Annotated in this window: 28 protein-coding genes, 1 pseudogene and 1 riboswitch; of the genes and pseudogenes, 14 read left to right on the top strand and 15 right to left on the bottom strand. The window is 72.5% G+C overall.

Going from position 1 to position 25097, the window contains the following annotated elements; translation table 11 throughout:
• The first annotated feature begins 30 nt into the window (after positions 1–30).
• Both O2V63_RS10320 and O2V63_RS10325 read left to right on the top strand, forming a co-directional pair.
• Complete coding sequence (locus O2V63_RS10320) at positions 31–711, top strand: TetR/AcrR family transcriptional regulator (RefSeq protein ID WP_269167447.1); 681 nt, start codon at positions 31–33, stop codon at positions 709–711.
• Positions 712–849: 138 nt separating this feature from the next.
• Positions 850–1893: an SDR family oxidoreductase gene (locus O2V63_RS10325; RefSeq protein ID WP_269167448.1), complete on the top strand. Its 1044-nt coding sequence runs from the start codon at positions 850–852 to the stop codon at positions 1891–1893.
• Here O2V63_RS10325 and O2V63_RS10330 read toward each other — a convergent pair.
• Complete coding sequence (locus O2V63_RS10330) at positions 1883–3118, bottom strand: lycopene cyclase family protein (protein WP_269167449.1); 1236 nt, start codon at positions 3116–3118, stop codon at positions 1883–1885. The genes O2V63_RS10325 and O2V63_RS10330 overlap by 11 nt on opposite strands.
• Before the next feature lie 265 nt (positions 3119–3383).
• Between O2V63_RS10330 and O2V63_RS10335 the strand changes: the two genes are divergently transcribed.
• Positions 3384–4943 (top strand): DHA2 family efflux MFS transporter permease subunit, encoded by a 1560-nt coding sequence (locus O2V63_RS10335; RefSeq protein ID WP_269167450.1) that lies wholly within the window; start codon positions 3384–3386, stop codon positions 4941–4943.
• Positions 4944–4952: 9 nt separating this feature from the next.
• On the opposite strand, the gene O2V63_RS10340 is transcribed toward O2V63_RS10335, so the two are convergent.
• Positions 4953–5564, bottom strand: a complete 612-nt coding sequence (locus tag O2V63_RS10340; RefSeq protein WP_269167451.1) for a TetR/AcrR family transcriptional regulator — start codon at positions 5562–5564, stop codon at positions 4953–4955.
• Between the two features lie 121 nt (positions 5565–5685).
• Between O2V63_RS10340 and O2V63_RS10345 the strand changes: the two genes are divergently transcribed.
• A complete protein-coding gene (locus tag O2V63_RS10345; RefSeq protein WP_269167452.1) occupies positions 5686–5889 on the top strand; it encodes a zinc-ribbon domain-containing protein in 204 nt (67 codons plus the stop codon).
• A gap of 26 nt (positions 5890–5915) precedes the next feature.
• On the opposite strand, the gene O2V63_RS10350 is transcribed toward O2V63_RS10345, so the two are convergent.
• Positions 5916–6272 carry a hypothetical protein gene (locus O2V63_RS10350; protein WP_269167454.1) on the bottom strand — a complete coding sequence of 119 codons (357 nt, stop codon included), beginning with the start codon at positions 6270–6272 and terminating at the stop codon, positions 5916–5918.
• Between the two features lie 259 nt (positions 6273–6531).
• On the opposite strand from O2V63_RS10350, the gene O2V63_RS10355 reads away from it, so the two are divergent.
• Positions 6532–7140 (top strand): DUF7010 family protein, encoded by a 609-nt coding sequence (locus O2V63_RS10355; protein WP_269167455.1) that lies wholly within the window; start codon positions 6532–6534, stop codon positions 7138–7140.
• Here the strand turns inward: O2V63_RS10355 and O2V63_RS10360 are convergent.
• The 4 genes from O2V63_RS10360 to O2V63_RS10375 form a co-directional block, all read right to left on the bottom strand.
• Entirely contained in the window at positions 7100–8314 is a 1215-nt protein-coding gene (locus O2V63_RS10360; protein ID WP_269167456.1) for an MFS transporter, read from the bottom strand. The genes O2V63_RS10355 and O2V63_RS10360 overlap by 41 nt on opposite strands.
• Entirely contained in the window at positions 8311–9438 is a 1128-nt protein-coding gene (locus O2V63_RS10365; RefSeq protein ID WP_269167457.1) for a sensor histidine kinase, read from the bottom strand. The genes O2V63_RS10360 and O2V63_RS10365 overlap by 4 nt, the downstream gene beginning before the upstream one ends.
• Complete coding sequence (locus O2V63_RS10370; RefSeq protein ID WP_269167458.1) at positions 9435–10127, bottom strand: response regulator transcription factor; 693 nt, start codon at positions 10125–10127, stop codon at positions 9435–9437. Before O2V63_RS10370 ends, O2V63_RS10365 begins: the two co-directional genes overlap by 4 nt.
• A 161-nt stretch (positions 10128–10288) precedes the next feature.
• The gene (locus tag O2V63_RS10375) at positions 10289–11368 is read right to left on the bottom strand and encodes a VanZ family protein (protein WP_269167459.1); all 1080 of its coding nucleotides are present in this window, start codon (positions 11366–11368) and stop codon (positions 10289–10291) included.
• A 202-nt stretch (positions 11369–11570) separates the two neighbouring features.
• On the opposite strand from O2V63_RS10375, the gene O2V63_RS10380 reads away from it, so the two are divergent.
• From O2V63_RS10380 to O2V63_RS10385, 3 genes are all read left to right on the top strand, one after another.
• On the top strand, positions 11571–12323 hold the full coding sequence (locus tag O2V63_RS10380) for an SAM-dependent methyltransferase (RefSeq protein ID WP_269167460.1): 753 nt from the start codon (positions 11571–11573) through the stop codon (positions 12321–12323).
• Positions 12324–12594: 271 nt separating this feature from the next.
• A complete protein-coding gene (locus O2V63_RS20815; protein ID WP_442929015.1) occupies positions 12595–13089 on the top strand; it encodes a GNAT family N-acetyltransferase in 495 nt (164 codons plus the stop codon).
• A gap of 29 nt (positions 13090–13118) precedes the next feature.
• Positions 13119–13490: a hypothetical protein gene (locus O2V63_RS10385; RefSeq protein WP_269167461.1), complete on the top strand. Its 372-nt coding sequence runs from the start codon at positions 13119–13121 to the stop codon at positions 13488–13490.
• A gap of 245 nt (positions 13491–13735) precedes the next feature.
• Here the strand turns inward: O2V63_RS10385 and O2V63_RS10390 are convergent, their stop codons facing one another.
• Genes O2V63_RS10390 through O2V63_RS10400 form a run of 3 tightly spaced genes read right to left on the bottom strand, consistent with a single transcriptional unit; the run spans position 13736 to position 15037 of the window.
• On the bottom strand, positions 13736–14308 hold the full coding sequence (locus tag O2V63_RS10390; RefSeq protein ID WP_269167462.1) for a dihydrofolate reductase family protein: 573 nt from the start codon (positions 14306–14308) through the stop codon (positions 13736–13738).
• Positions 14309–14354: 46 nt separating this feature from the next.
• Complete coding sequence (locus O2V63_RS10395; RefSeq protein ID WP_269167463.1) at positions 14355–14744, bottom strand: VOC family protein; 390 nt, start codon at positions 14742–14744, stop codon at positions 14355–14357.
• The gene (locus O2V63_RS10400; protein WP_269167464.1) at positions 14741–15037 is read right to left on the bottom strand and encodes an ArsR/SmtB family transcription factor; all 297 of its coding nucleotides are present in this window, start codon (positions 15035–15037) and stop codon (positions 14741–14743) included. The genes O2V63_RS10395 and O2V63_RS10400 overlap by 4 nt, the downstream gene beginning before the upstream one ends.
• 220 nt (positions 15038–15257) lie before the next feature.
• On the opposite strand from O2V63_RS10400, the gene O2V63_RS10405 reads away from it, so the two are divergent.
• The 5 genes from O2V63_RS10405 to O2V63_RS10420 all read left to right on the top strand — a co-directional run bounded on the left by O2V63_RS10405 (position 15258) and on the right by O2V63_RS10420 (position 18660).
• Entirely contained in the window at positions 15258–15974 is a 717-nt protein-coding gene (locus O2V63_RS10405; protein ID WP_269167465.1) for a GDSL-type esterase/lipase family protein, read from the top strand.
• Entirely contained in the window at positions 15971–16525 is a 555-nt protein-coding gene (locus O2V63_RS10410; RefSeq protein WP_269167466.1) for a GNAT family N-acetyltransferase, read from the top strand. Before O2V63_RS10405 ends, O2V63_RS10410 begins: the two co-directional genes overlap by 4 nt.
• 17 nt (positions 16526–16542) lie before the next feature.
• Positions 16543–17364 (top strand): arginase family protein, encoded by an 822-nt coding sequence (locus O2V63_RS10415; protein ID WP_269167467.1) that lies wholly within the window; start codon positions 16543–16545, stop codon positions 17362–17364.
• Between the two features lie 189 nt (positions 17365–17553).
• Positions 17554–17958, top strand: coding sequence for a GNAT family N-acetyltransferase (locus tag O2V63_RS20820; protein WP_442929024.1), 405 nt, complete (start codon positions 17554–17556; stop codon positions 17956–17958).
• 12 nt (positions 17959–17970) lie between these two features.
• Entirely contained in the window at positions 17971–18660 is a 690-nt protein-coding gene (locus tag O2V63_RS10420) for a CG0192-related protein (protein WP_269167468.1), read from the top strand.
• A gap of 135 nt (positions 18661–18795) precedes the next feature.
• On the opposite strand, the gene O2V63_RS10425 is transcribed toward O2V63_RS10420, so the two are convergent.
• The 5 genes and pseudogenes from O2V63_RS10425 to O2V63_RS10440 form a co-directional block, all read right to left on the bottom strand.
• Positions 18796–19440 carry a LysE family translocator gene (locus O2V63_RS10425; RefSeq protein ID WP_269167469.1) on the bottom strand — a complete coding sequence of 215 codons (645 nt, stop codon included), beginning with the start codon at positions 19438–19440 and terminating at the stop codon, positions 18796–18798.
• A gap of 87 nt (positions 19441–19527) precedes the next feature.
• Positions 19528–20970, bottom strand: coding sequence for a glycine hydroxymethyltransferase (locus O2V63_RS10430; protein WP_269167470.1), 1443 nt, complete (start codon positions 20968–20970; stop codon positions 19528–19530).
• A 15-nt stretch (positions 20971–20985) separates the two neighbouring features.
• Positions 20986–21078, bottom strand: a riboswitch (ZMP/ZTP riboswitch).
• Positions 21079–21154: 76 nt separating this feature from the next.
• Positions 21155–21694 (bottom strand): hypothetical protein, encoded by a 540-nt coding sequence (locus O2V63_RS10435; RefSeq protein WP_269167471.1) that lies wholly within the window; start codon positions 21692–21694, stop codon positions 21155–21157.
• A 142-nt stretch (positions 21695–21836) separates the two neighbouring features.
• Positions 21837–21956: pseudogene (locus tag O2V63_RS20825) on the bottom strand (MerR family DNA-binding transcriptional regulator); the annotation flags it as partial.
• A 302-nt stretch (positions 21957–22258) separates the two neighbouring features.
• A complete protein-coding gene (locus O2V63_RS10440; RefSeq protein ID WP_269167472.1) occupies positions 22259–23593 on the bottom strand; it encodes an aminotransferase class V-fold PLP-dependent enzyme in 1335 nt (444 codons plus the stop codon).
• A 214-nt stretch (positions 23594–23807) separates the two neighbouring features.
• Between O2V63_RS10440 and O2V63_RS10445 the strand changes: the two genes are divergently transcribed.
• On the top strand, positions 23808–25013 hold the full coding sequence (locus O2V63_RS10445; protein ID WP_269167473.1) for a PP2C family protein-serine/threonine phosphatase: 1206 nt from the start codon (positions 23808–23810) through the stop codon (positions 25011–25013).
• Positions 25014–25097: the final 84 nt, after the last annotated feature.

The following is a 25097-nucleotide window of genomic DNA, read 5'->3' on the forward strand; positions in this document are numbered from 1 at the left end:
GCCGGACGCCCGCCCACGCAGGAGGAGACCGTGACCGCGCCCCGCCCGGACAGCGAGCTCGGCACCGACACCGACACGGCGCGCCCGGTGGAGCGCACCCGGGACGCCGACCGGACCCGGGCGGAGATCCTCGCCGTGGCCACCGCGGAGTTCGCCGACCGCGGGTACGCCGGGGCCCGGGTCAACGAGATCGCCGACAAGCTGAGCACGACCAAGCGGATGATCTACTACTACTTCGGCGGCAAGGAACAGCTCTACGTCGCGGTGCTGGAGCAGGCCTACGGGCGGATCCGTGCGCTGGAGCAGCAGGTGGACGTCGAGCACCTCGAGCCGGTGGCGGCGCTCCGCGAGCTGGCCGGGCTCACCTTCGACCACCACGAGGCGCACCCGGAGTTCATCCGGCTGGTGAGCATCGAGAACATCCACCGGGCCGAGCACCTGGCCGGCTCCCCGGCGCTGGCCGGCCTGGCCGCCCCGGCGGTCGACGTGCTGGGGGCGATCCTGCAGCGCGGCCGGGACGACGGGCTGTTCCGGGACGACGTCGACGCGCTCGACGTGCACCAGGTGATCAGCGCGTTCTGCGTGTTCCGGACCGCGAACCGGCACACCTTCCGGGCCATCTTCGACCGCGACATGCTCGACCCGGCGAGCCGCGCCCACCAGCGGAAGCTGCTCGGCGACCTCGTGGTGGCCCACCTCACCACACGCTGAGCCCCGGGCGGTGCGACGCTCGGCGGGACACGTGCACCGGACCCGGCGACTTCTCGCCCGGCCGTCCGACGGCGTGCACGACCGACAGGGGACACCGAACACGTGACTGCAACAGCCGGACCACGACAGGCCCTCGTCGTGGGCGCCACGGGGATCGTCGGCCAGAACCTGGCCGAGCGACTGACCGCCCAAGGCTGGGAGGTTCACGGGCTCTCCCGCAGCGGGCGGGCCCCCGGCGCGGGTGTGCACCCCGTGCAGGCGGACCTGGCCGACCCCGCGGGACTGGCCACCGCGCTGGCGGGCCTGACGCCCGAGCTCGTCGCCATCACCGCCTGGACCCGGCAGGCCACGGAGGCGGAGAACATCGCGGTCAACGGCGCCGCCGTCCGCAACGTGCTGCAGGCGCTCGAGCCGGCCGGGTCGGTGCGGCACGCCGCGCTGATGACCGGGCTGAAGCACTACCTCGGTCCCTTCGAGGCCTACGCGCAGGGCGAGATGCCGGACACGCCCTTCCACGAGGACGAGCCCCGCCTGGACGCGCCGAACTTCTACTACGCGCAGGAGGACGAGCTCTTCGCCGCCGCCGCCCGCGCCGGGTTCACCTGGAGCGTCCACCGGTCGCACACGGTGTTCGGCTTCGCCGTGGGCAACGCGATGAACATGGTGCTGACGCTGTCGGCGTACGCCGCGATCTGCAAGCAGACGGGGCGGCCGTTCGTCTTCCCGGGGTCGAGCACCCAGTGGAACAGCGTGACCGACGTGACCGATGCCGACCTGCTGGCCGACCAGATCATCTGGGCCGCCGCCACCGAGGCGGGCCACGACCAGGCCTTCAACACCGTCAACGGCGACGTCTTCCGCTGGCGCTGGCTGTGGCCGCAGATCGCCGCCCACTTCGGCGTGGAGTGGGAGGGCTACGAGGGACGGGTCCGCCCGCTCACCGAGAGCATGGCCGGCACCGAGGACGTCTGGGCCGGGATCGCCGCGGAGCACGGGCTGGTCGAGCCCGACCTCGGCCGGATCGCCTCCTGGTGGCACACCGACAGCGACCTCGGCCGGGAGATCGAGGTGCTGACCGACATGAACAAGAGCCGCAAGGCCGGCTTCACCGAGAGCCGGGACTCCCGCGACAGCTTCTTCCGCTACGTCGAGCGGTACCGCGCGGCGCGGATCATCCCCTGACGGGTCCGAGGGGCGTGGCGCGCCGGGACGGGAGCCGGGGCAGGGCGACGCGGACGACGGTGGCGACGAGGCGGCGACGGGCCGGCGGTGGGAGTGCTCGGGCGACGCGCAGCATCGTGGCCGCGATGGACGTCGGTGCGGACCCGACGTCGAGGTAGGCCACCCACGCCTGCTCCGGCAGGCTGAAGAAGGCCTGAAAGAAGGCGTCGGTCTCTGCCTCGTCCAGACCGACGAGGACCTCACGCCCCAGGCCGAGCAGGCCGAGGGTCGCGCGTTGCCGCGCGCTGCGGACCAGTGCCCGCACCGCGGCGGCATCGGCCCCGGCCAGCACGGCGTCGGCGATCGTGCTGCCCGCCCGCAGTGAGGTGGCGACGCTGTACCCGGTCGCCGGGTGGACCAGCCCGGCCGCCGCCCCGACGGGCACGCCGTCGGATCGTCGGACGGCGGCGTCCAGGGGGATCGCCACCCGCTCCGGCCGGTCGGCGATGCGCAGACCGGCCTCCGCGATCAGCCGGTGCAGGCGGTCGCGCAGGTGCGGCAGCGGCACCGGCGGGCGGGCGGCCAGGGAGGTGGCCTCCAGCAGGGTCGTGCCGTCGTCCAGGCCCATCCCGTACAGGAAGGCGGGCGGCTGTGCGGCGCCGTCCTCCCGGAGCACCGCCCAGTCCATGAGCAGTGCGCCCCCGTCCGGGACCAGGCCGCCGAGGTCTCCGGTGACCCGCTCCCCCCAGGCCCGCTGGTGGGCGCTGCCGGGACCGCCACCGCGGGCGTCGATGACCATCCCGCCGGTGAGGGTGGTGCCGTCAGCGAGCGTCACGACCTGACCAGCCGGGTCCTGGTGGACAGCGGCGACCGACCCGGTGCGGGTCGCACCGCCACCGGCGCGCAGCTGACCGAGCAGGAGACCGTGCACGACGTCGTTGTGCAGCCGGGCGTAGGAACGACCGATGTCCTGGCTCCCGGCGGTGGTCCGCACCACGGTGACCGGGTACCGGCGACCCAGCGGCGGAGGTCCCTCCGTCCGGGCCGTGTCGCCGAGCAGCGCCGTGGACACGGCATCGAGCTCGTCGGCCCACATGCCGTAGGTCTGGTGCCAGGGCCGCAGGTGCGGGGCGACCACGACCACGCCCAGCCCCCGCGCGGCGCAGGCGGCAGCGACCGACAGCCCGGCCGGTCCGGCGCCGGCGACGACCACGTCCCAACGCTGGTCCGGCGCGACGGAGTTCACGGGCGTGCGGCGTGCACGGGCGAGGTGCGCAGGCGGGACTGGGCATGCGTGTCCCGTCGGGGATGACGGTGGGCGGCACGGCGGGGCAGCCAGCGGGTCACGGGTGCTCTCGTCTCCTCGGTCGGAGACACGCTAGCCGCACCGCACGGGCGCGTTGGACACGACCATCTGGCGCCCGGGATGCCCCTCGACGGCCCCGTCTGCTCGACATCTTCCGTTCCACCTGGTTGGCGTTACGTACCGATTGGTATGTAGAGTGCCCGCCGTGGGCTCTCACTCCTCGTCTCAGCCCGACCTCGACCCGTCGCCCGGCACGGGCACACAGCTGCCGACCGTCGGGGCGCGCAGGTGGGCGGCCCTGGCGGGACTGACCCTGGCCGTCACCCTGCTCGCCGTCGACGGGACCGTCCTCGCGCTCGCCGCCCCGGCCCTCACCGCAGACCTGGCGGTCACGTCGACGCAGCTGCTCTGGATCGGCGACGCCTACTCCTTCGCACTGGCCGGCCTGCTGATCAGCATGGGCACGCTGGCCGACCGCATCGGGCGCAAGAAGCTGCTGCTCATCGGGGTCACCGGCTTCGGCCTGGCCTCGCTCCTCGCGGCCTTCGCCCCCAGCGCCGGCTGGTTGATCGCCGCACGCGTGCTGCTGGGCGTCGCCGGCGCCACCCTGATGCCCTCGACCCTGTCGCTGGTCCGCAACCTGTTCCCCGACCCCCGCCTGCGCACCCGGGCGATCGCCATCTGGGCGGCCGGCGGGACCGGCGGAGCCGCGCTGGGGCCCCTGGTCGGCGGACTGCTGCTGGAGCACTTCTGGTGGGGCTCGGTCTTCCTCATCAACATCCCGGTCATGGCCGCGGTCCTCGTCGTGATCGCCCTGTTCGTGCCCGAGTCACGCAATCCCCGGCCGGGCACGTTCGACCTGGCGGGTGCGCTGATGTCGGTCGTGGGCATCGTGTCGCTCGTGTGGGCGGTGAAGCACACCGCCCAGGACGGTGTCGACCTCCTCGGCGTCGCCGCGGTGACGCTGGGCGCCGTCGTCATCGCGCTGTTCGTCCGCAGGCAGCGGCGCATCCCCTCACCACTGGTCGACGTCAGCCTCTTCGCGCGCCCCGCCTTCACCGGCACCGTCGTGTCGAGCCTGCTCGCCGTCCTCGCGTTCAGCGGCCTGCTGTTCTTCTTCTCCCAGTACCTGCAGCTGGTGAAGGGGTACTCACCCTTGCAGGCCGGCCTGCGCGAGCTCCCGCTGACCTTCGCCGCACTGGTCGTCGTCGCGATCATCGCGCCACTGGTGAGCCGGCTGGGCCTGGGCCGCACGCTGGGCCTGTCCCTGCTCGTGGCGGCAGTCGGACTCCTCGTGCTGGCCGTGGCCGAGGGTCGGACGGGCTACGCCGGTCTCGCGTTGGGCCTGGTCATCGTCGGGCTGGGCTTCGGAGTCACCTTCACCACCGCGACCGACGCCGTCCTCGGCGCCGTGCCGCCCCAGCGCGCCGGGGCGGCATCGGCCATCTCGGAGATGGCCTATGAGCTGGGCATCGCCCTGGGCATCGCCCTGCTGGGCACGCTCCACACCCTGATGTACCGGGCGTCCCTGCCCGACCTCTCCGCCCTGCCCGTCCGCGCACAGGAGGCGGTCACGGAGTCGCTGGCCTTCGGCACGACCGCGCTCGGCGCCGACGACGGGACGGTGCTCGCCGCAGCGCGCGACGCCTTCAGCCACTCCATGCAGGTCACCTCCGTCATCGCGGCCGCGCTGCTCGTGGCCGCCGGGGCGGTGGCGTGGAAGGTGGTCCCCGCGTCCCAGACCCAGCTCAGCGACGACAGCTGAGCCCGAGGCTCAGCCGCGCGCCGACTCCCCGACTCCCCCGTCGACCAGTTCCAGCAGCTGAGCCCGGACGCGAGGGGCCATCGCCCGGGCGTGACCAGGGTTCACGACGGCCAGGGCCGCCAGCCCGTCGACAGCCAGACTGACCAGCGTGACCCGGTCGGGTTCGAGTCCGTCGGCCCGCAGGTTGTCGGTCCACCACTCGGCGTCCTCGGCGAAGATGCGCTCCACCGCGGGGGTGCCGTGCAACGCCAGGCTGATGCTCCAGTACTCGTCATGGGCGTCGCCGGCCCCGAGAGGGCTCTCGACGTCGTCGCAGAGGACGTTGACGTAGGCGCGCAACAGCTTGCCCGGCCGGTTCTCCGACAGGTCGACGCGATCCCGGACCCGCCTGCGGAACCTCTCGACCGAGTCGTCGGCCAGGGCCTCGAACAGGGCGTCGCGCGAGGCGAAGTGGTGCGTGAGGGCGCCCTTGGTCACCCCGGCACGCGCGGCGATGGTGGCCAACGAGGTGGCGGTGGCGTCCTCGGCGAGCACGGCGGCCGCCGCATCGAGCAGACTGCGACGGGTCCGCACGGCATCGCGGCCGCCCCTCGCCTCGTCGGACCTGTGCGACGTCTCCACGACCGTGACCTTACTGTCCGACCGGTCGGTTCTGGATACCGAGCGGAATGTGGACCCCGGCGGCCCGGACGCCGGGCACCGACCGCAGAGCGGCCGCGCGGCTGCTCCCTACGCTGACGAGATGTTCTTCCTCTTCGGCTTCGGCACCAAGCGGCAGCACCTCGGCCCCGGCGAGACCCGTACCTGCCCGAACTGCAACAACACCTCGCAGTGGGCTCGGGTGGAGCAGTACAAGCAGTTCTCGCTGTTCTTCGTGCCGGTCACCCGGTGGAAGCGCCGCCAGGTCGAGGTCTGTGGCATCTGCGGCACCACCGTCGCCGTCTGAACCACGCCCCAGGGAGCGAGGAGCTGTCAGCGGGGCGTCCGGACGGTCACGAGGAACTCCTCACCCGTCGACGTGATCACCTCACCGGTCCACGGGTCCTCCAGGTGCCCGTCGTCGTCCTCGTCGACGCCCCGTAGGGCTCCCCCGCTCGGCAGGCAGAGAACAGGTCGAGCGACTCCTCCGTGGTGCACCACCTGGACGTCGACCACCCGTCCCCGGACCCGCTCGTCGACGGGGAAGTCGTGGTGGGACTCGACGAGGTGCTCGCGACCGTCCGCTCCCCTGTGCCGGATGCACTCGAGGTCGACGAGCTGGTCCCGCTCGATGGCCTCCCCACAGCACTGGTGTTCCCAGCCACCCACCTCGACGACGACGTCCGCCACAGAACAGATCCTCCTCCTGACCCATCACGGACGACATCGAGTTCTGGGACGTCGACGGTGCGCGCGGGCATCGACGCGAGGCAGCTGGTGGCGCACCGCCTCGCGTCAGGACAGCTCGACCACAGGCGCTTGGAGGGCCGCCCGACGCGAGCACCGGGCCCTCAGCTGAGCAGTAGGGTCCCGCAGGCGCCGGTGATCACAGGACGTCGTCCAGCCCAGCCCGGTGCGAACGAGCGGACCAACGAAGGAGCGCGGCAGCGTGGAGATCAGCCAGGCACAGCGGGACGTCCGCACCGTGTACCGCGGCGGGTCCGTCGGGCAGCTGGTGTCCGGCGTGGTGTGGCTGGTGGCCGCGGGGGTCGGGACGTGGGTCTCCCCGCCCGCGGCGATGACCGCCCTCTTCCTCGGCGGGACGCTGATCTTCCCGCTGACCACCGCGGTGCTCCGGCTCACCGGCGGGCCGGCCGCCCTGCCGGCGGGCCACCCGATGGCGGCCCTGGCGACGCAGCTGGCGTTCACCGTCCCCTTCGGTCTGCTGGTGGCACTGGCTGCGGCCGGTCACCGGGAAGACTGGTTCTTCCCTGCCTCCATGGTGATCGTCGGCGCGCACTACCTGCCCTTCGTCTTCCTCTACGGCACGCGTCTGTTCGCTGTCCTGGCCGGCTGCCTCGTCTTCGGAGGGGTGGGCCTGGCGCAGTGGGTCCCCGAGCCGTTCAGCGGCGGCGGCTGGCTCACCGGTCTCCTGCTGATCCTGTTCGCCCTCCTGCTGGGGGCGTCGGACAAGGCGCGGCGGACCCCACCGGAGGCGACGGCAGGCACCGCACCCGCTACGAGCTCGAGCCCACCGGGGCAGGAGCCCGGACGGTGAGCACCACGGCGGTGGCCACCGCCCCGATCGCCACGGCGGCCAGGACGACCGGCAGGTGCTCCCCGGTCGCGCCGATCACCGCGCCCGCGGCAGGGGGTCCGAGCGCGGACCCCAGGGCGGCCGACGTGTAGAGGACGCCGAGCAGCCCACCGAGTCCCCGCACCCCGAACAGGCTGGCGGCCACCGCCGGGCCGAGCGCGACGAACCCGCCGTACCCGATGCCGAGCAGAACGGCGAAGACGACGAGGCGCGGGTAGCCGGGCGCGCCGAGCCAGAGCAGGAAGCTGCCGGCCATCAGCGCGAAGCAGGCCTGGTACGTGCGGAGCACTCCGGTGCGGGCCGCAGCGGCGCCGAGGGCCAGCCGCCCCACGATGCTGGCCGCACCGATGACCCCGACCAGGGTCGCCGCCGCGACGTCCCCCGCGCCCCGGCTCGCGGCGTACGCCGGCAGGTGCACGAACGGGATGAACAGCACGATCGAGAGCAGCAGCCCGCTCACGTAGAGGCGCAGGTACGCCGGGGTCCGCAGCCGGGACAGCAACGGCGCCGGGTCGTCGTGCGTGGTCACCGGGGCAGCGCGGACGAACAGGGCGCACCCGACGAGTGCGATGGTGCTGACGGCGGCGAGGAGGAGGTAGGCCTCCCGCCAGCCGTGGCGGGCGATGAGGTCGGCGGCCAGCGGGGCGACGAGCAGCGTGCCGAGCCCGATGCCGGACACCGTGATGCCGACCGCGAGGGTGCGGCGCCGGGTGAACCACCCACCCACCACGGCCACCAACGGCACGTAGCTGCAGGCCACTCCGAGCCCGACGCCGAGGCCGTGTCCCAGGTACGCGTGCCACAGTTCCGTCGCGCGGGAGGTGAGCACGAGGCCGAGACCCATCGCGAGGGCCCCCACGAGCACCACCCGGCGGGGACCGAACCGGTCGACCGCCGGGCCGGAGAGGGCGCCCAGGCCGAAGATGGCCAAGGTGGTCAGGGAGAAGACGGCGGCGGTGCCCCCGGGCCCGGAGCCGAGCTCAGCGCTCATCGGGAGCAGGAACGCCCCGAAGCTGTAGGCCACCCCGAAGCTGGTGAACATCGCGACGAAGGCCGCTGCCACGACCGACCAGGCCCGCGGACCGTCCTGCAGGTCGAGTGCGCCCGGTACCGGCGGCTCCGGTGCGGCGTTCACCCGGACACGCCGGCGAACAGCCCACCGTCGGCCCCGGGCGCGGGGAACCCCACGCGCACGTCCAGGCCACCCTCCGGCGCCGCGGACAGCTCCAGGGCCGCGCCGTGCACCTCGGCCACCCGGGCCACGATCGCCAGCCCGAGCCCGCTGCCGGGCTGCGCGGGGTGGTGGCTCCCGGCGCCGCCGAACGACGTCCGTCCTCCGCCCCGGACGAAGGGCTCGGTGAGCGTGCCCAGCACGTCCGGGGGCACCCGCGGGCCGGTGTTGGTCACCCGCAGCTCGGCCCGACCCTCGCGCGTGCTGCCCGTCGTCACGTGCACGGTCCCGCCCGGGCCGGTGTTGTGCCGGATGCCGTTGAGCACCAGGTTGGTCACCAGCTGCCGGACGAGCGGCTCGGCACCGTCGAGGTCGCCCTCGCCGAGATCGGTGTGCACGCCGATGCCCGCCCGGTCGGCCAGCGGGGCCAGGTCCCGGACGACGCCCCCAGTGACCTCCGCGAGGTCGACCGGGGTGCGCGGCGGCGTGCGCCCCTGGTCCAGGGCCGCGAGGGCGAGCAGCGCCTCCACGGTCTCGGTGCCCCGGCGGTTGGTCTCGTCCAGCCGGGCGAGCAGCCGGGGCACGTCCACGGTGGCCGGGTCGGCGAGCGCCACGTCGAGCATCGCGCGCTCCACGGCATAGGGGGTGCGCAGTTCGTGGGAGGCGTTGGCGGCGAACCGGCGGTGCTCGTCGAAGGACGCCTGCAGCCGGTCGAGCATCGTGTCGAAGGTGTCAGCGAGCTCACCGAACTCGTCCGGGGTGCCCTGCAGGCGCACCCGGTGTTCCAGCGAGCCGGCCGCCACCTGCCGGGCGACGCCGTGGATGGAGTGCAGCGGGCGGAGCATCCGGCCGGCCAGGAGCCAGCCCCCGACCAACCCGAGCAGCGCCAGCACGGCGAGCACCACCACCAGCTTCGGCACCAGCGCGGTCACCAGGTCGCCGCGGTCCGGGACGGGGACGCCATAGGCGTCGCTCAGGTTCCCCTCGGGGACGAAGTGCAGCACGTAGGCCAACAGCGCGACCGTGCCGAGGCCGGCGGCGGCGAGGAAGCCGGCGTAGCTCAGGGTCAGCCGCAGCCGGGCACTCACCGGGGGCCGCTCGCGGCGTCGTCGGCCGTCGGCCCGCCCACCCGGTCGCCGGTGCCGGGCACGGTGTGGATCAGCCACGGGTCGCCGAGGCGCTTGCGCAGCGAGGAGATGGTGATCCGGACGGCGTTGGTGAACGGGTCCGCGTTCTCGTCCCACGCCCGCTCGAGCAGCGACTCCGCGCTGACCACCCCGCCGCGGGCGGCCATCAGCACCTCCAGCACCGCGAACTGCTTGCGGGTCAGCCCCACGTAGCGGCCGTCGCGGTACACCTCCCGCCGGAACGGGTCGAGGGTGAGGCCGGCGAACTCCACCACCGGGGGCGCGCCCTCGAGCGGACGGCGGCCCAGCGCACGCAACCGCACCACCAGCTCCCGCATGGCGAAGGGCTTGGTGAGGTAGTCGTCGGCACCGAGCTCGAAGCCGGCGACCTTCTCCTCCAGCCGGTCAGCCGCGGTCAGCATGAGGATGCGGCACGGCAGGCTCTCGGCGACGATCCGCCGGGCGACCTCGTCCCCGGAGGTGCCGGGGAGGTCCCGGTCGAGCACGACGACGTCGTAGCTGTTGACGGCCAGGTTCTCCAGCGCGCTGTCCCCGTCGTGGACGACGTCGGAGGCGATGGCCTCGAGCCGGAGCCCGTCCCGGATGGCGTCGGCCAGGTAGGGCTCGTCCTCGGCGATCAGCACGCGCATGCGGCGAGGGTAGGGAGCGGGGTGTCTCCTCGACGTATCGGCGCGCTGGGCGGCGGACGGGGCGACCCGCCGGGTGGGCACCCGCCGACGCGCGTGCGCCTCGGCGGCGAGCTGCCGGGCCGCGACGACACTGGCCGGCTCGCGGGTGGCCGTCATCCCGGTCAGCCGGCGGTGGGGTCGGCGGCCGGGGCGGGGCACTGACCGCCGCGCTCGACGGCGAGCTCGTAGTGCCACATCTCGTTGCCGTAGGTCTGGCAGAGGCCGTAGTCCGACCCGTACCGGGACAGCCAGTACATGGCGTCCGTGGGGCCGATGTCGACCGCGTCGCCGGTGACGTGGGAGGACTCGTCGGGACGGAGCACCCACTCCCGGGCTGCCTCCGGGCTGCCGTACTGCTCCACCGCGGCGTCGAAGAGCGCCTGCTGGTAGGCGGCACTGCGCCACCCGCTGGACACGTGGAAGTCCATCCCGTCGGCCGTCGCGTCCCGGGCCGCGTCCTGGACGGCGGTGCGCAGCGCGTCGTCGAGGCCGGTGATGGCCGGGACGTCGGCGAAGGCCGACAGCTCCTCGCCGTCAGGGACGTGACCGTTCTCGACGGTCATGGCTCCCCCGCCGGACGCATCCGGGGCCGGTGTGCCGGCGACACCGGCCAACGCGCTGGCCCCCGGGGGGACGGACGGACCGGCCGACGAGCACCCGGCCACGCCCGCGATGAGCAGAGGTGCGGTGACCAGCGCCGCGACGATCCCCCGCCGGGCACGGCACGCAGCGCCTCGTCTGGAGCGGCGCGCGACGGCCAGGCAGACGGAGGTGAGCGCGACCCCGACCAGCGTGCCGGCGGTGTTGGCGGCGACGTCGACGAGGTCGGGGACCCGGCCGGGCAGCGCGGTCTGCGCCAGCTCGATCAGCACCGAGGTCGCGGCGCCGAGGGCCAGCGGCGCAACGGGACCTGAGCGCCGCAGGACCAGGGCGGCCAGCGCACCCACCGGGACGAAGAGCAGCGCGTTCGCCACGGCCTCGACCTGGGCCCGGTGCACGGTGCCCGGCCAGGGCGCGGCGAGGGCCTCGACCCCGGCCACCACCGCCCTGCGGGCATCGGCGACGAACCCGGTCGGACCGAGCGTGATGCCGCCGACCACGACCAGCACAGCGACCGCGGCCAGCACGAGGAGACCCGTTCGCCGCGAGCCCGACGGTGCGCCGGGCGCCCTGTCGGCGGGCAGGTGGTGGGTGGTCGTCATGGGAGGACTCCTCCCCGCGCGGCAGAGCCGGTGCGGCATCGAGAACTGGTGGACAGCTCCCAGTGCACGCGGGCCGCCGTTGCCCGGGCGTCTCCGATTCCGCATACGCCCACGACACCCCTGGGCGTGGTCCGCCAGTGAGCACGGACCAACCGCGCAATCCGGTCGACGCGCTGCGACTGCGCTCCTACCGTTCGGCGGCGTGGACCGCGCCCAGATCTTCGACATCGCTCATCTGCGCCATCCGATCGCGGCGCCGGTGGGGCCCGAGCAGCTGCGCCACCTGGTCGGCTGGCTGAGCCCACCCACGGGGGGCCGCGCCGTGGACCTCGGCTGCGGCGAGGGCGAGTGGCTGCAGGAGCTGCTGCTCATCCAGCCCGGGATGACCGGTGTCGGCATCGACCACATGCTGCCGGCCTCCGCCGTCGACCGCGCCGCCCAGCGGGGGCTGGGCGATCGGGTGCGCTGGGCCGAGGCCGACGCCGCCACGTGGAGTGACGGGCGCTTCGACGTGGTGCTGTGCGTCGGCGCGAGCCACGCCTTCGGCCGACTGCCGGACATGCTGGCCGCCGTCCGGACGCACCTGCGCCCCGGCGGCCAGGCGCTGGTCGGCGACACGATCTGGGAGGACAGTCCGTCCGCGTCTGCCCTGGCGGCGCTCGAGGCCTCTCCCGAGGACTTCCCCGACCTCGCCGGCTTCGTGCAGGCCACCCGTGAGCACGGGTTCGAGCCGTCGTACGGGCACACCAGCACGCTGGCCGAGTGGGACGACTACGAGTTCAGCTGGACCGGCTCGCTCGTCGACTGGGCACTGCGGGAAGCCCCCACGACCGAGGACCGCGATCAGGCGCTGGCCGCCGCCCGCGTACACCGCGACGCCTGGCTGGGCGGCTGGCGCCGCCAACTGGGCTTCGCCACCCTCGTCCTGCACGACGTGGCCACCGCGCCCAGCTGATCTGCGAGCGAGTCCTCTCAGGGACGCGCCGTGCAACCGCGCCGGCGCTCGACCTGGCCAACTTCATGTACGCGGTCCGCCCTGAGGATGTACAGACCCTCGAAGCAGACCTGGCCACCGCGACGGGATCGGGACGCTGTCGCCGCATCGTCGTCGAGAGCGGGACACCGGAAAGGCGGAGCTGACTTTGCGCGGATGGGAGATCGGGAGCGAGGTCCGGCTCGAGCTCGCTCCCGGCGCGACGCTCGCCGGACCGTCCCCGCTGGGTGAGGTGAGGCCCGCGATCGAGCTCGATCCCGACTGGACCGCACGATCGAGGTTGTTCCGCCGCGACCACCTGGCGGAGGACGAACGCCGTGGCGATCATCCTCGTCCGCTCGCGCACACCACTGCAGGGGTCGAGCACCGTCGTGACCTGGAGAGCCAGGCAACCTACTACTGCGCACAGCGCGACGGAGAGCTCGCTGGCTTCGTCTGCACCTGGAGCGGCCCAGCGGGCCGCGGCGTGATCGAAAACCTCTTCGTCCACCCCGGCTCTCCACTACGCCAGGCTCGGCTTCCGGCCACGCCGCCTGGTGCGGTCTCTCGTCCTGCCCGACAAGGGCGACGCCGCCGGGGCGCTGTGACGGCGCGAGGACGGCGGTCCCGCTCTCAAGCCGACCGACGCCGGACGCACCTTCGCCGGCAACACACCCGCTACCTGAGGGCGTCACTCCCCAGACGACTGCCGCCCCAACACCGGGCCCCCGGGCGCGAGGCCAACTAGCCTCCGGGCAACCCTGACGAGGAGAGATCATGAGTGCATCCGCGCTGCCCGAGGACGCCGTCGGCTTGCGAATGGACGTCTTCGCCGAAGGCGAGGCAGGAGCCCTGCTGCCCACCGGTGTCGGTGACCTGGCGCTCCTGGTCAACGGCTGGTTCGAGAGCCACTCACCCGAAGGTGGGCGAGGGGCGCACCTGGCCATCCGGCAGGCTCGGCAGGCCGATGCGGTGCCACTCGTCGTCCACGTCAGTCAGGTTCCGGCACTGGTCGCGGCCCTGACCGAGGTCTCCCTACGCCTGACCCAGCTCTGGGAGCGCGACGGCCGGAGCGCCTGGGCCGGGCAACCCGCGCCGGGCGGAACGGGTCCACAAGACCCTGGACCGCACGCGAGTTCCGCGAACTGACCCGGGCTGCCCGCGCGTCGCACACAGCGCTCTGAACACGGTCGATCACGGGCCCTGCGACAGAGGACGTCAGCTACGGAATGCCGGTGTCAAGGCCGCCAGATCTCAGTGAGCGCGGGTCCCTCGCGGAAGGCGACACCGATACGGAACCCCGACAGCTCTGAGCCGGCTGCGTTGTCGAACACCGCAGCCACGGTCCGTCCCGGTCGGACGGTGCGTGGACTCGGCCAGGAGTGGGAGCGAGGTCAGGTCGCCCGGGTGTACGTGCTGACCCGGGTGCCGCCACTGATGGTGCGCTCGTCCACGACGTCGAAGGGTCGCGCCTTGGCCGCACCGGCACCGAACAGCGGGATGCCGGCGCCCAGGACGATCGGGTAGCGCTTGAGCACCAGGACGTCGATCTCGTCCAGGAGCGCACCGGCCAGCGCTCCCCCACCGGCCAGCCACACCCCGTCGCCGGGTTCGCCCTTGAGCCGGCGCACGAGCTGGACCGGGTCCCGACTGACGTGCACCGCCGGGTCGACGTCCGCAGGCAGCGTGGTGGAGACGACGTGCTGGTCCAGGTGGGCATAGGGACTGGTGATCTGGGCCTGCAGGGCCGGTTCGTAGGTGGCCCGTCCCATGACCACGGCGTCGAACCGCGTCCCCGGGTCCGTGATCTGCAGCTGGCCGCGGACGTGCGTGGGCAGCGTCTCCGGGAACTCCTGGGCGATGAACTCCAACAGCGGCTCCGTGACGGGGAAGAAGTCGTAGGAGCCGTCCGGGGCGGCGATGAACCCGTCCAGCGTCACCCCCACGTAGTAGGTCAGCGCACGCACGGGCGCGATCCTGTCAGGCGCGCATGACCAGGGACTCCTCCAGCGACTACTTCATGGTGGCGAGCTGGATCAGGTTGCCGCAGGTGTCGTCGAGGACCGCGGTGACAACCGGCCCGAAGTCGGTCGCGTCCTGGGTGAACTGCACGCCCAGCGCCTTGAGCCGCTCAACCTCGGCGTACACGTCGTCGACGGCGAACTGGGTGAACGGGATGCCGTCGGCCACCAGCGCCTCCTTGAACGGACCCGCCGCCGGGTGGCCGGTCGGCTCCAGCAGCAGCTCGACACCGTCCGGGTCGGCGGGCGAGACCACGGTGAGCCAGCGGTGCTCACCGGCGGGGACATCGGTCTTCGCGATGAACCCCAACTTCTCGGTGTAGAACGCGAGCGCCTTGGCCTGGTCGTCGACGAACACACTGGTGATGTTGATCCGGATCACGGGTTCGGTCCCTCTCGGTCGATGGGCCACCGCTCGACGATCGAGCGCAGCGGGCTCATGTCGATGTGGTGGAACTTGTAACGGCCCTGTCGCCGGGCGTGCACCAGACCGGCCTGTTCGAGCACCGCCAGGTGCTGCGAGATCGCCTGGCGCGAAGAGGCCAGGCCGTGCTTCATGGTCAGTCGACCGCAGAGCTCGAACAACGTCTGTCCGTCCCTGTCGGTCAGCTCGTCCAGGATCGTGCGTCGCGTCGCGTCACCCATGGCCCTGTACAGGTCGGAGTCCGCGTCCACGCGTCTCTTATAGGCAAGTCACTGCTTGCCTGTCAAGGGAGTTGTCGCTGGCCAAGCCGCACGCTGCGCCGCCACGACGACCTGAGAGGAGGCCCCAACCTGATCCACCGGTCCGCCTGTCGCCGGAATCGGCCGACGTTCGAGGTTGACCATGCAGCTCCTTGCATGACTATGCTGCCGTCATGTCGCGTCTTCCGTCCCCCGGTCTGGCCGTCGCCGCGTGCACGCTCGTGTCGCGACGCCGCCGCGGCCTGAGCTGGAGCGGCTGTCCCGCGACGTCGTGATCGCATCGCCCGATGTGCGGGTGTGCGTCTTCGGGGACTCCTTCACCGCTGGGGTCGGTGACCGCACCGGAGCGGGCTGGGTAGGCCAGGTCACCGCCGCGGCGCAGGATCCCCGCTGGAGCCTGACGGCCTACAACCTCGGCGTACGCCGGGACACCTCCGTGGACATCGCCCGGCGTTGGTCCGGCGAGGCCCGCAGCCGGCTGAAGGACGGCGACCGGTTCGGCATCGTCCTGGCCTTCGGCACCAACGACGTCGACGAGCAGGAGGGCCGGCGGCGGGTCCCCCGCGAGCGGACCCTGGACCTGCTGGGGCAGATGCTGAACGACGCGCACACCGCCGGCTGGGCGTCGCTGGTGGTCGGTCCGCCGCCCGTGCTGGACACCGCCCTGAGCGCCCGGGCGGGCGCCCTGGCCGTCGGCATGGCAGCCACGTGCGCCCATCGCGACGTGCGGTTCGTCGACGTCGGAGCCCTGGCCGAGGACGCGGTGTGGGTGGCGGAGGTCTCCGCCGGAGATGCCTTCCACCCCTCGACCGCCGGCTACGGCCGGCTGGCGGCGATCGTCGCACCAGTCGTCACCGACTGGCTGGCAGAGCTGGCGAGCCGGGAGGCGGCACAGTGGTCGCCGGCCCGGAACGGGCGCGACCGGTGACCGGGCTGCTCGACGACGCACTGCCGCCGGGCTGGTCGGTACGTCATCCCGACGCCGACGACCACGCGCGAGTGCACGCGGTGCTGGACCAGTGGTGGGCCGGCTTCGGCGGCGAGGCCGGAAGTCGGGAGCGGGCAGCGCTGCTGCCCCGGTTGTTCTTCGAGCACTTCACCGACACCAGCTACCTGATCGAGCACGACGACGGACACCTGGTGGCCTTCCTGATCGGGTTCCTCTCCCCCGCTCGCCCCGACACCGCCTACGTGCACTTCCTGGGCGTGGACCCGGCCGCACAGCGCGCCGGCCTGGGACGTCGGCTGCACGCGCGCTTCGGTGCCGACGCCGCCGCACGAGGCGCCCGACAGGTCGGCTGCGTCACCAGCCCCGGCAACCGGGACTCGATCGCCTTCCACACCCGGTTGGGCTTCCGCGTCGACCCCGGTGACCGGACCGTGGCCGGGACGTCGGTGCACAGCGACCACGACGGCCCCGGGCTGCACCGCGTGGTCTTCAGCCGCGCCCTCGACGACCGCGGCCCCACCCACCCGTGACACCCGGAGGAGCTCCTGTGCCTGACCGCCTCGCCCTGACGCTGTTCAACGGCCGCGCCGGTGACCACAACGACCGCGCGATGACCGGCGGGCCGCTGCTGGCCGCCGAGCTCGCCGCCCGACTGCACCTCGCACCGGCCACCGTGGGATCGCCGGAACCGGCGTTGGACACCGACTGGCAGACCGAGCTGGACGCCGCGATGCCGGTCCTGCGGCAGATGGCGGCCCGCTACGAGGACATCTTCGCGGCCGGCCAGGTGCCGGTGACCGCGCTCAGCCGGTGCACCGTGGCCCTGTGCACCGTCCCCGTCGTCGTCCGGCACCACCCCGGAGCACGAGTGGTCTGGTTCGACGCCCACGCCGACCTCAACACCCCGGCCACCTCCGGTACCGGCTACCTCGGCGGACTCGCCCTGTCCGGCCCGGCCGGGCTGTGGGACTCCGGACTCGGTGCCGGGCTGTCGCCGGCCGACATCGTCCTGGTCGGTGCCCGCGACATCGACCCACCCGAGCAGCTGCTGCTCCAGGGCACGCCGATCACCCACATCGCGCCCGGCCCGGACCTGGCGACCCGGCTGCAGGAGGCCATCGCCGACCGGCCCGTCTACGTCCACCTCGACTGCGACGTCCTCGAACCCGGCATCGTGCCCACCGACTACCAGGTACCGGGCGGGCTCTCCCTCGCCGACCTGCACGCCGCCGCCGAGGTCCTGGCCACCCGACCGGTGCTCGGCGTCGAGATCGGCGAATTGGAAGCAGCCCCGGGCGACACCCCGACCGGTCTCGCCGCGCTCGTCGACGCCCTCGACCCGCTGCTCCGCGCCGCTGCCGGGCGGTGACCGACGCTCACCGCCGTCCACCCTTGACAGCACATGGCCGCGTCGTCCGCAGCGGCCCTCGCGGTGATCACCTGGAGCGCTCGCCAGGCCTGGTTGGCGCGTGTCAGCCAGTTCGCCGCACACTGCCTTGATGGAGATCCGAGCCGCGGAGCGCGCGGATGCCCCTGCTCTCGGGTCGCTGTTCAGACAATGGGGGCACCTCTCGGGGTCGAGGATCTGACCGTCCGAGTGCAGCGGTGGCGCGACGCCGCCTTCGCCGCAGAGTTCTACGTCGCTTGCGTCGAAGCTGAGCTCGCTGGGATGGCAGCAGTCGCGGCTGTCCCGCAATTCGGGCGGGTGAGTTGGACCGCGAATCTGATGGGCCCCGCGGTCAGCGATCGCCACCGTCGCAAAGGGGTGGCTCGTGCGCTCATGGAGCAAGTGACCAGCCGAGCGACGACGTGGGGTTGCGACCAGATCAAACTGACTTCGTCCCGCACTCGCGACGCAGCGCACGCCTTCTACGTCGCTCTCGGATACCGGGACACATCTGCTGTCCAAGCCCGGTACGTGGGCTCACTACAGGCCGACGGTGAAGGCCGACAGGACGCCTGATCCGGAAGAGGGGTGAGACCCACCCTGTCGCGGCAGATCGAATGGCGTCGGTCGACCTGCAAGACTCGCGAAATGGCCGTCCACCATCCCGCGACGATCGTCCCGAGCAAGCTGGAACTGTTACAGGCTTGGGTACCGCACCAGCCATGGCTCGATGGCGCTGACGCCTCCATACTCACCCGGCTCGGCTCCTACCGCTTCGATGACCCAGCCGGCGAGGTCGGCATGGAGACGCACCTGCTGGCCACTGCCGACGGGCAAGTCCTCCAGGTGCCCCTGACCTACCGCGGCGCACCACGCTCGTCCGCAGAAGACTCATTGATCACGACGATGACGCACACGACGCTCGGCGATCGTTGGATCTATGACGCCTGCCACGACCCCGTCTACGTCAGCACATTGACGACGACGATCCTGACTGGCGGCCGTGAGGCGGACCTCTACGAGGCAACCGACGCCGGGTTGATCCAGGAAGTGGTCACCACCCACGTCCGCGGCAGCGGGTCCTTGTCGACGGCTCAGGTCCCCGAACTGCAGGCACCCGTGGTCACCCACGACGGAGCCACGACGCGCATCTCTGCAGGTGTCACGCTCACCCTCTTACGGAGGCCGACCACTGGTACAGCCGGATCGATGCTCACCGGGACCTGGCCGGGGCAGGAGACGCCTCTGCTCTTGGCGACCGTCAACGGAGAGTTCTGAAACGGCTGGGACACGCGCGGCGGTGACCGCCCGACTTCCCCGGAACGGTGGCTCACGAGGGGGCTGATCGAGGGGCACGCGAACGCGACGGCCCCATCGAGCCGCAACAGGAAGACGCCCAGTGAGACGTGAGCGTCAGACAGCAGCTGTACGGGACCTGTCGGTGGCCAGCTTCACCGCCAGTGCCCCGAGCACCCCGCCCATGAGGTAGCGCTGGACCCGCATCCAGGTCGGCCGGGCGGACAGGAACCGGGCGAGCCCACCGGCGAAGACGACGATCAGTCCGTTGACGGTGAGCGCGATCGCGATCTGCGTGAGGCCCAGAACGAGGCTCTGCAGTGCCACGGGTGCCCCGTCGGGGTCGATGAACTGTGGCAGCAGCGACACGTACAGCACCGCGATCTTGGGATTGAGCAGGTTCGTGAACAGCCCCATCGCGAACAACCGGCGGGGCCGGTCGACCGGGAGCTCACGCGGCGCGAAGGCGTTCGTGCCGCCGGGCCGGACGGCCTGCCAGGCCAGGTAGAGCAGATAGGCCGCCCCTGCCAGCTTCAGCGCCGTGTAGGCAGCCGGAACGGCGACGAAGACGGCGGCAAGACCGGCTGCGGCCGCCGCGAGGTAGACGAAGAAGCCGGCCGCCACCCCCAGCAGCGAGATGAACCCAGCCCGTCGCCCCTGGGTGATCGACCGCGACACCAGGTAGATCATGTTCGGCCCGGGGGTGAGGACCAGGCCCAGCTCGACCAGAGCGATGCCGAGCAGGGCAGAGCTGGAGACCACGGGGGTCCGTCCTTCCACAGTCGATGAGGCACCCGACGGCGTCAGCCGTTGGGACGAGAGGACTGGACTCGGCCAGTCCGCCGCGGTTCAGCCCTGGGCGGCCAGGTCCAGCTGCACCTCGGGGTACAGCGGGTGGGCGTCGACCAGCTCCGCCGCCCGGGCCCGCACCCGCTCGGCGACCGCCGGCTCCAGCCGGTACCGGACCTTGGAGTCGCCGTCGGACTGCGTGCTGGTCAGGACGTCGACGATCAGGTCCCCGACCTCGGCCAGGTCGGCCTCGCCCAGGCCACGAGTGGTCAGCGCCGGGGTGCCCAGCCGGATGCCGCTGGTGTACCAGGGGCCGTTCGGGTCGGCCGGCACGGAGTTGCGGTTGGTCACCAGGCCGGCGTCCAGCAGCGCGGCCTCGGCCTGCCGCCCGGTCAGCCCGAACCCACCGACGTCCACGAGCGCGAGGTGGTTGTCGGTGCCGCCGGTGACCAGCCGGGCGCCGCGGCGCAGCAACCGGTCGGCCAGGGCCCCGGCATTGGCCACCACCTGCTCGGCGTACGTGGCGAACTCCGGCCGCCGGGCCTCGGCCAGCGCCACGGCCTTGGCGGCCATCACCTGTGGCAGCGGGCCGCCCAGCACCATCGGGCAGCCGCGGTCGACCGACGGGGCGTACTCCTCGGTGCACAGCACCATGCCGCCGCGCGGGCCACGCAGTGACTTGTGCGTGGTGGTGGTGACGACGTCGGCGTGCGGCACCGGGTCGAAGTCGCCGGTGAGCACCTTGCCGGCGACCAGCCCGGCGAAGTGCGCCATGTCAACCATCAGCGTGGCACCCACCTCGTCGGCGATCTCCCGCATCGCGGCGAAGTCGACCCGGCGCGGGTACGCCGAGTAGCCGGCCAGCAGGATCAGCGGCCGGAACTCCCGGGCCCGCGCACGCAGGGCGGCGTAGTCGATCAGCCCGGTCGCCGGGTCGGTTCCGTAGCTGGACTGCTCGAACATCTTCCCGGAGATGTTCGGCCGGAAGCCGTGGGTGAGATGGCCGCCGGCGTCCAGCGACATGCCGAGCATCCGCTGGTCGCCCAGGGCCCGGCGCAGCCGCGACCAGTCGGCGTCGGTCAGCGCGTCGACGTTCTTGACCCCGGCCTCGGCCAGGGCCGGGGACTCCACCCGGTGGGCCAGGATCGACCAGAAGGCGACCAGGTTGGCGTCGATGCCCGAGTGCGGCTGGACGTAGGCGTGGTCGGCGCCGAACAGCTCGCGGGCGTGCTCGGCGGCCAGCCGCTCGACGGTGTCGACGTTCTGGCAGGCAGCGTAGAAACGCCGTCCCGGGGTGCCCTCGGCGTACTTGTCGCTGAACCAGTTGCCCATCGCCAGCAGGACGGCGGGCGAGGCGTAGTTCTCGCTGGCGATGAGCTTGAGGCTCGATCGCTGGTCGGCGAGCTCCTGGCCGATGGCTGCCGCGACCCGCGGCTCGACCTGGGCGATGACGTCCAGGGCGCTGGCGAAGGCGGCGGTCTCGCGGGTGACGGTGCTGGTCACGGGCTCTCCTCGATCGACGGGAGCCCAGGCGCGCGGCAGGCGTCGAGTCGACGGGGCCGCTCCCCGGTGGTCGATCCCACCTGCGATGCGCCAGTCACGGCCCGCGTCGAAGCTAGCCGGGCCCCCAGCAACACACAAGCGGTCGGCCTGGCGTGGCAGGGCACCCGGTTGGTAGGTCGACCCGTCAGTGCTCCCCGTCCGAGAGGACGGCGACAGGAGCCTGGAGGACGACCCCACCTGCCGCGGTCAGCGTCTGCCGGTACACCCCTTCCGTGCGCAACCGGTGCTGCTCGAGGCGCGCGTCGAGCGTGATCCAGGCGTCTCCGATGCTGAGCGGTGCGACCTCGTACCGGACCGTCACTGCGCGCGCGGACGGCGGGACGACGATGAGTGCGAGCCCGGGATGCACCGCCAGGTCGGTGGCGTGCACCCCGGCTGTCACCGAGATCGCCTCCTCGTCCGCCATCCCGTCGTAGGCGAGCACGACCTCATGGTCCTCACGCCCGAGCTCGGCCAGCTGAGCGCGCAGTGCACGGGTCAGCTCGTCCACGGCCACACCGATCTGGGATTCGTCGCCCACGGAGGTCTGCAGCGCCGCCAGCCGCAGACCTGGGAGCGGACCCAGTTCGAGGGAGTTCATCACCGTTCGCCGTCCTGCGTCCAGGGAGTCGAGGCGTCTCCGCACCTCCTGCAGACGCGTCGTCGCCTCGGAGACCTCCGCCATCAGGTCGACCTCCCGCGCACGGAGCAGCGCCTGGAGGCGAGCCTCGGACAGTTCCGAGCTGAGGAGATCCGCGATGGCCTCCAGCCCGAAGCCGACAGCACGGAGGGCCGTGATGGCGCGGACCCGTCTGGGTCACGCTGTACTTCCGGTACCCGGTCCGCTCATCCACCTCGGCCGGCACCAGGAGGCCGATCTCCTCCCAGTGACGCAGCATGCGCCGAGAGGCTCCTGTGCGATGCGCCAGCTCCCCGATGCTCAACATGTCGCCACTGGACCCACTCACACAGTGTCAAGGTCAAGCGTCGAGCCCGGCTCCGCACGACCTGTGGCTCCCCGACCTCACGATCGACGTCGCGGCCCTGGGTGCGCTCTACCTCGGCGGCAACTCCGCAGCCCTGTCGACCTCCGCCGGCCAGATCCGGCCACACAGCCCCGACGGCACGCGCCTGCTGTCCGGCTGTTCCGCACCGACCCGGCGCCACACAACGCGATCGGGTTCTGACCGGGTCCGGATCACTCCTGGTCGCCAGCGCAGCGGTCAGATCGGGGATGGCGACGCCCTCCTCAGCGTCCCCGACCAGCCGTCGCAGCGGGGCGGCCCAGGACGTCGCCCCTGGAGGCGGTGATGGCGCGCAGGGCTTCGCCCAGCGTGGCGACGTCGGCCAGTGGAGTGGCCGAGCTGCAGCTCACGCGCACCGCGCCCGGCAGCCGGTCGGCCCGGTTGACCCGCGCGTCGTCGTGGAACTGCTGCACCTCGCTCGGGGTGAGCCCGAACAGCCGGCTGAGGTAGGGGTGGGCGCAGAAGCACCCGCTGCGGACCCCGATGCCGTGCTCGCGGGACAACCGGTCCGCGACCTCCCCGTGGGGCATCCCGTGGATGACGAAGGCGGCCACGGGGAGACGGTCGCCGGACGTGGGGCCCAGGCGACGCAGTCCAGGAACGGTGGCGAGTTCGTCGTCCAGCGCTCGGACGAGCAGGTCCTCGTGGAGGCGGTTCCGGGCTCCCCCGGCGAGCAGTTCCTCCGCGGCGGCGGCGAGGGCCACGACGCCGACGACGTTGGGCGTGCCCGCGTCGTCCCGGTCGGGGGTGTCGGCCCAGATGACCTCCTCGTGCGAGACCGCCTTCACCGCCCCGCCCCCGACGAGGAAGGGCTCGCCGTCGGCGAGCAGCCGACGGTCGACGACCAGGCCGCTCGCGCCGAAGGGCGCGAACATCTTGTGACCGGACCACGCGAGCACGTCGATGCCCAGCGCGGCCATGTCCACCGGGCGGTGCGGCACCAGCTGCGCCCCGTCGACCACCACCAGGACACCGCGGTCCCGGGCCGCCGCGGCGATCGCGGCGAGATCGGGCATCCAGCCGGTGACATTGGACGCCCCGGACACCGCCAGCACGCGCGGCGTGGGCCGCTCGTCGAGGGCGGCGACCACGGCGGCGACGTCGTAGGTCCCAGACCGGTCGACGTCGACGACCCGTACCTGCGCATGCCGCTGCCAGGGCAGCAGGTTGGCATGGTGCTCGACCGCAGTGGTGACGACGATGTCGTCCCGGGTCAGACCCAGCCGGAAGGCGATCTGATTGAGCCCCTCGGTGGTGTTCCTCGGGAACAGACCCACGTGCGTCGCCGGGTCGGCGCCCACGAACCGGACGATCGTCTCGCGGGCCTGCTCGTACCGGGCGCTGGTGTACTGCGATTTGGCGCCGGCTCCCCGGTGGACGCTGGAGTACCACGGCAGGAACTCCTGCACGGCACGGACGACGCCCGCCGAGGCCGACGTGGTGGCCGCGGCGTCGAGGTCGATGTACCGACGCTGCTCGCCGCCGACGGAGATCCGCAGGTCGGCGCCGATGAGGGGGTCCAACTGGGCCAGGTCTCCCGTTCGGAACAAGGACGTCATTGCCATCGAGCTCCCGTCGTGACCGGTCACCATCCGGGTGACCGCTCGGGAGCCTCCCACCGCAGATCTCCGACGACGGACAACGACACCGCACATCCGGTCATCCGGCCGCTGGGAGGCCCGACGGGCGGACACGCTCCTCGAACACTCCGCGCCTGAGTGCTCGTTCGGTGTGGCAGGGGTCGGCACGTCTCCTGCTGGGCAGTGCTCCCCGGTGACCTCCTCTGACGGACCGGTGGCCGCGGACCCGCTCCGGTCCCTGCTGCGCGAGATCCACCTGCTGGCACCGGACCAGCTGTCCGCCGCCGTCGCATCGCACGGACGAGGGCTGGGTTCCCGGGAGACAGTGGTCTACCTCGCGGACTACGAGCAGCTGCTGCTGCAGCCGCTGCGCGGCGAGGGTGTCCCGGTGCGTCAGGAACTCCGCGTGGACGGCTCGCTGGGTGGGCGGGCGTTCCGCCGCGTGGAGGTCCTGACGTCGCCGGCGCACACCCGGGCGCACCGCCTCTGGGTGCCGTTGCTCGACGGGGTCGAGCGGCTGGGCGTCGTGGAGTTCGTCGTCGACCAGGTGACCCCGGAGCTGCAGGAACAGCTGCTGGCCTACGTCGGGCTGATCGCCGAGCTGATCGTGGTCAACGACGCCTACACCGACATCTTCGCCCAGCTGCGCCGGCGCAAGACCATGAGCCTGGCCGCCGAGATCCAGTGGGACCTCCTGCCACCGCTCACCTTCGCCTCCGATCGGGTGGTGGTCGCCGGCGCCCTGGAGCCCGCCTACGACATCGGCGGGGACACCTTCGACTACGCGGTCAACGGGCCCACCGTCGACCTGCTGGTGCTCGACGCCGTCGGTCACGGGTTGCCCGCGGCCCTGCTGGCCTCGGCCGCCGTCGGCGCCTACCGCCATGCCCGCCGGGACATGCGTGACCTCCCGGACGTCGCCGCCGCGATGAACGAGGTGATCGCCGGCCAGTTCACCGACAGCCGCTTCGCCACCGCCGCGATCGCCCGCCTGCACCTGGACACCGGTCAGCTGCGCTGGGTCAACGCCGGGCACCCCGACCCGCTCATCGTGCGCGACGGCGTCCTGCTGCACCCCGGTCCCTGCAAGCCGCACCCGCCGCTGGGACTGCAGGTGCGGAAGCCGGACGTGTGCGAGGTCCAGCTGCACGTCGGCGACCGCGTCGTCCTGTACACCGACGGCATCGTGGAGGCCCGTTCACCCGAGGGTGAGTTCTTCGGTGAGGAACGGCTGGCCGACTTCGTCCACCGTGGCGCCGCCGAGGGCGACTCCGCGCCGGAGACCCTCCGGCGGCTGGTCCGCCGCGTGCTCGACCACCAGGCCGACCACCTGCAGGACGACGCCAGCATCGTGCTGTTGGAGTGGCGCACCGGCGCCGAGCGCCGCCTCGTCATCTGACCGGCGCCGGGCCCGCGTCGTCCCCGGCGATTCCGGCGGCAGCCACCACCGGCTGTCGTGCCAGCCACCTCGCCCTGACCCGTC

Origin of the sequence: Modestobacter sp. VKM Ac-2977 (assembly GCF_026968045.1) — a bacterium.
Taxonomy (GTDB): Bacteria; Actinomycetota; Actinomycetes; order Mycobacteriales; family Geodermatophilaceae; genus Modestobacter.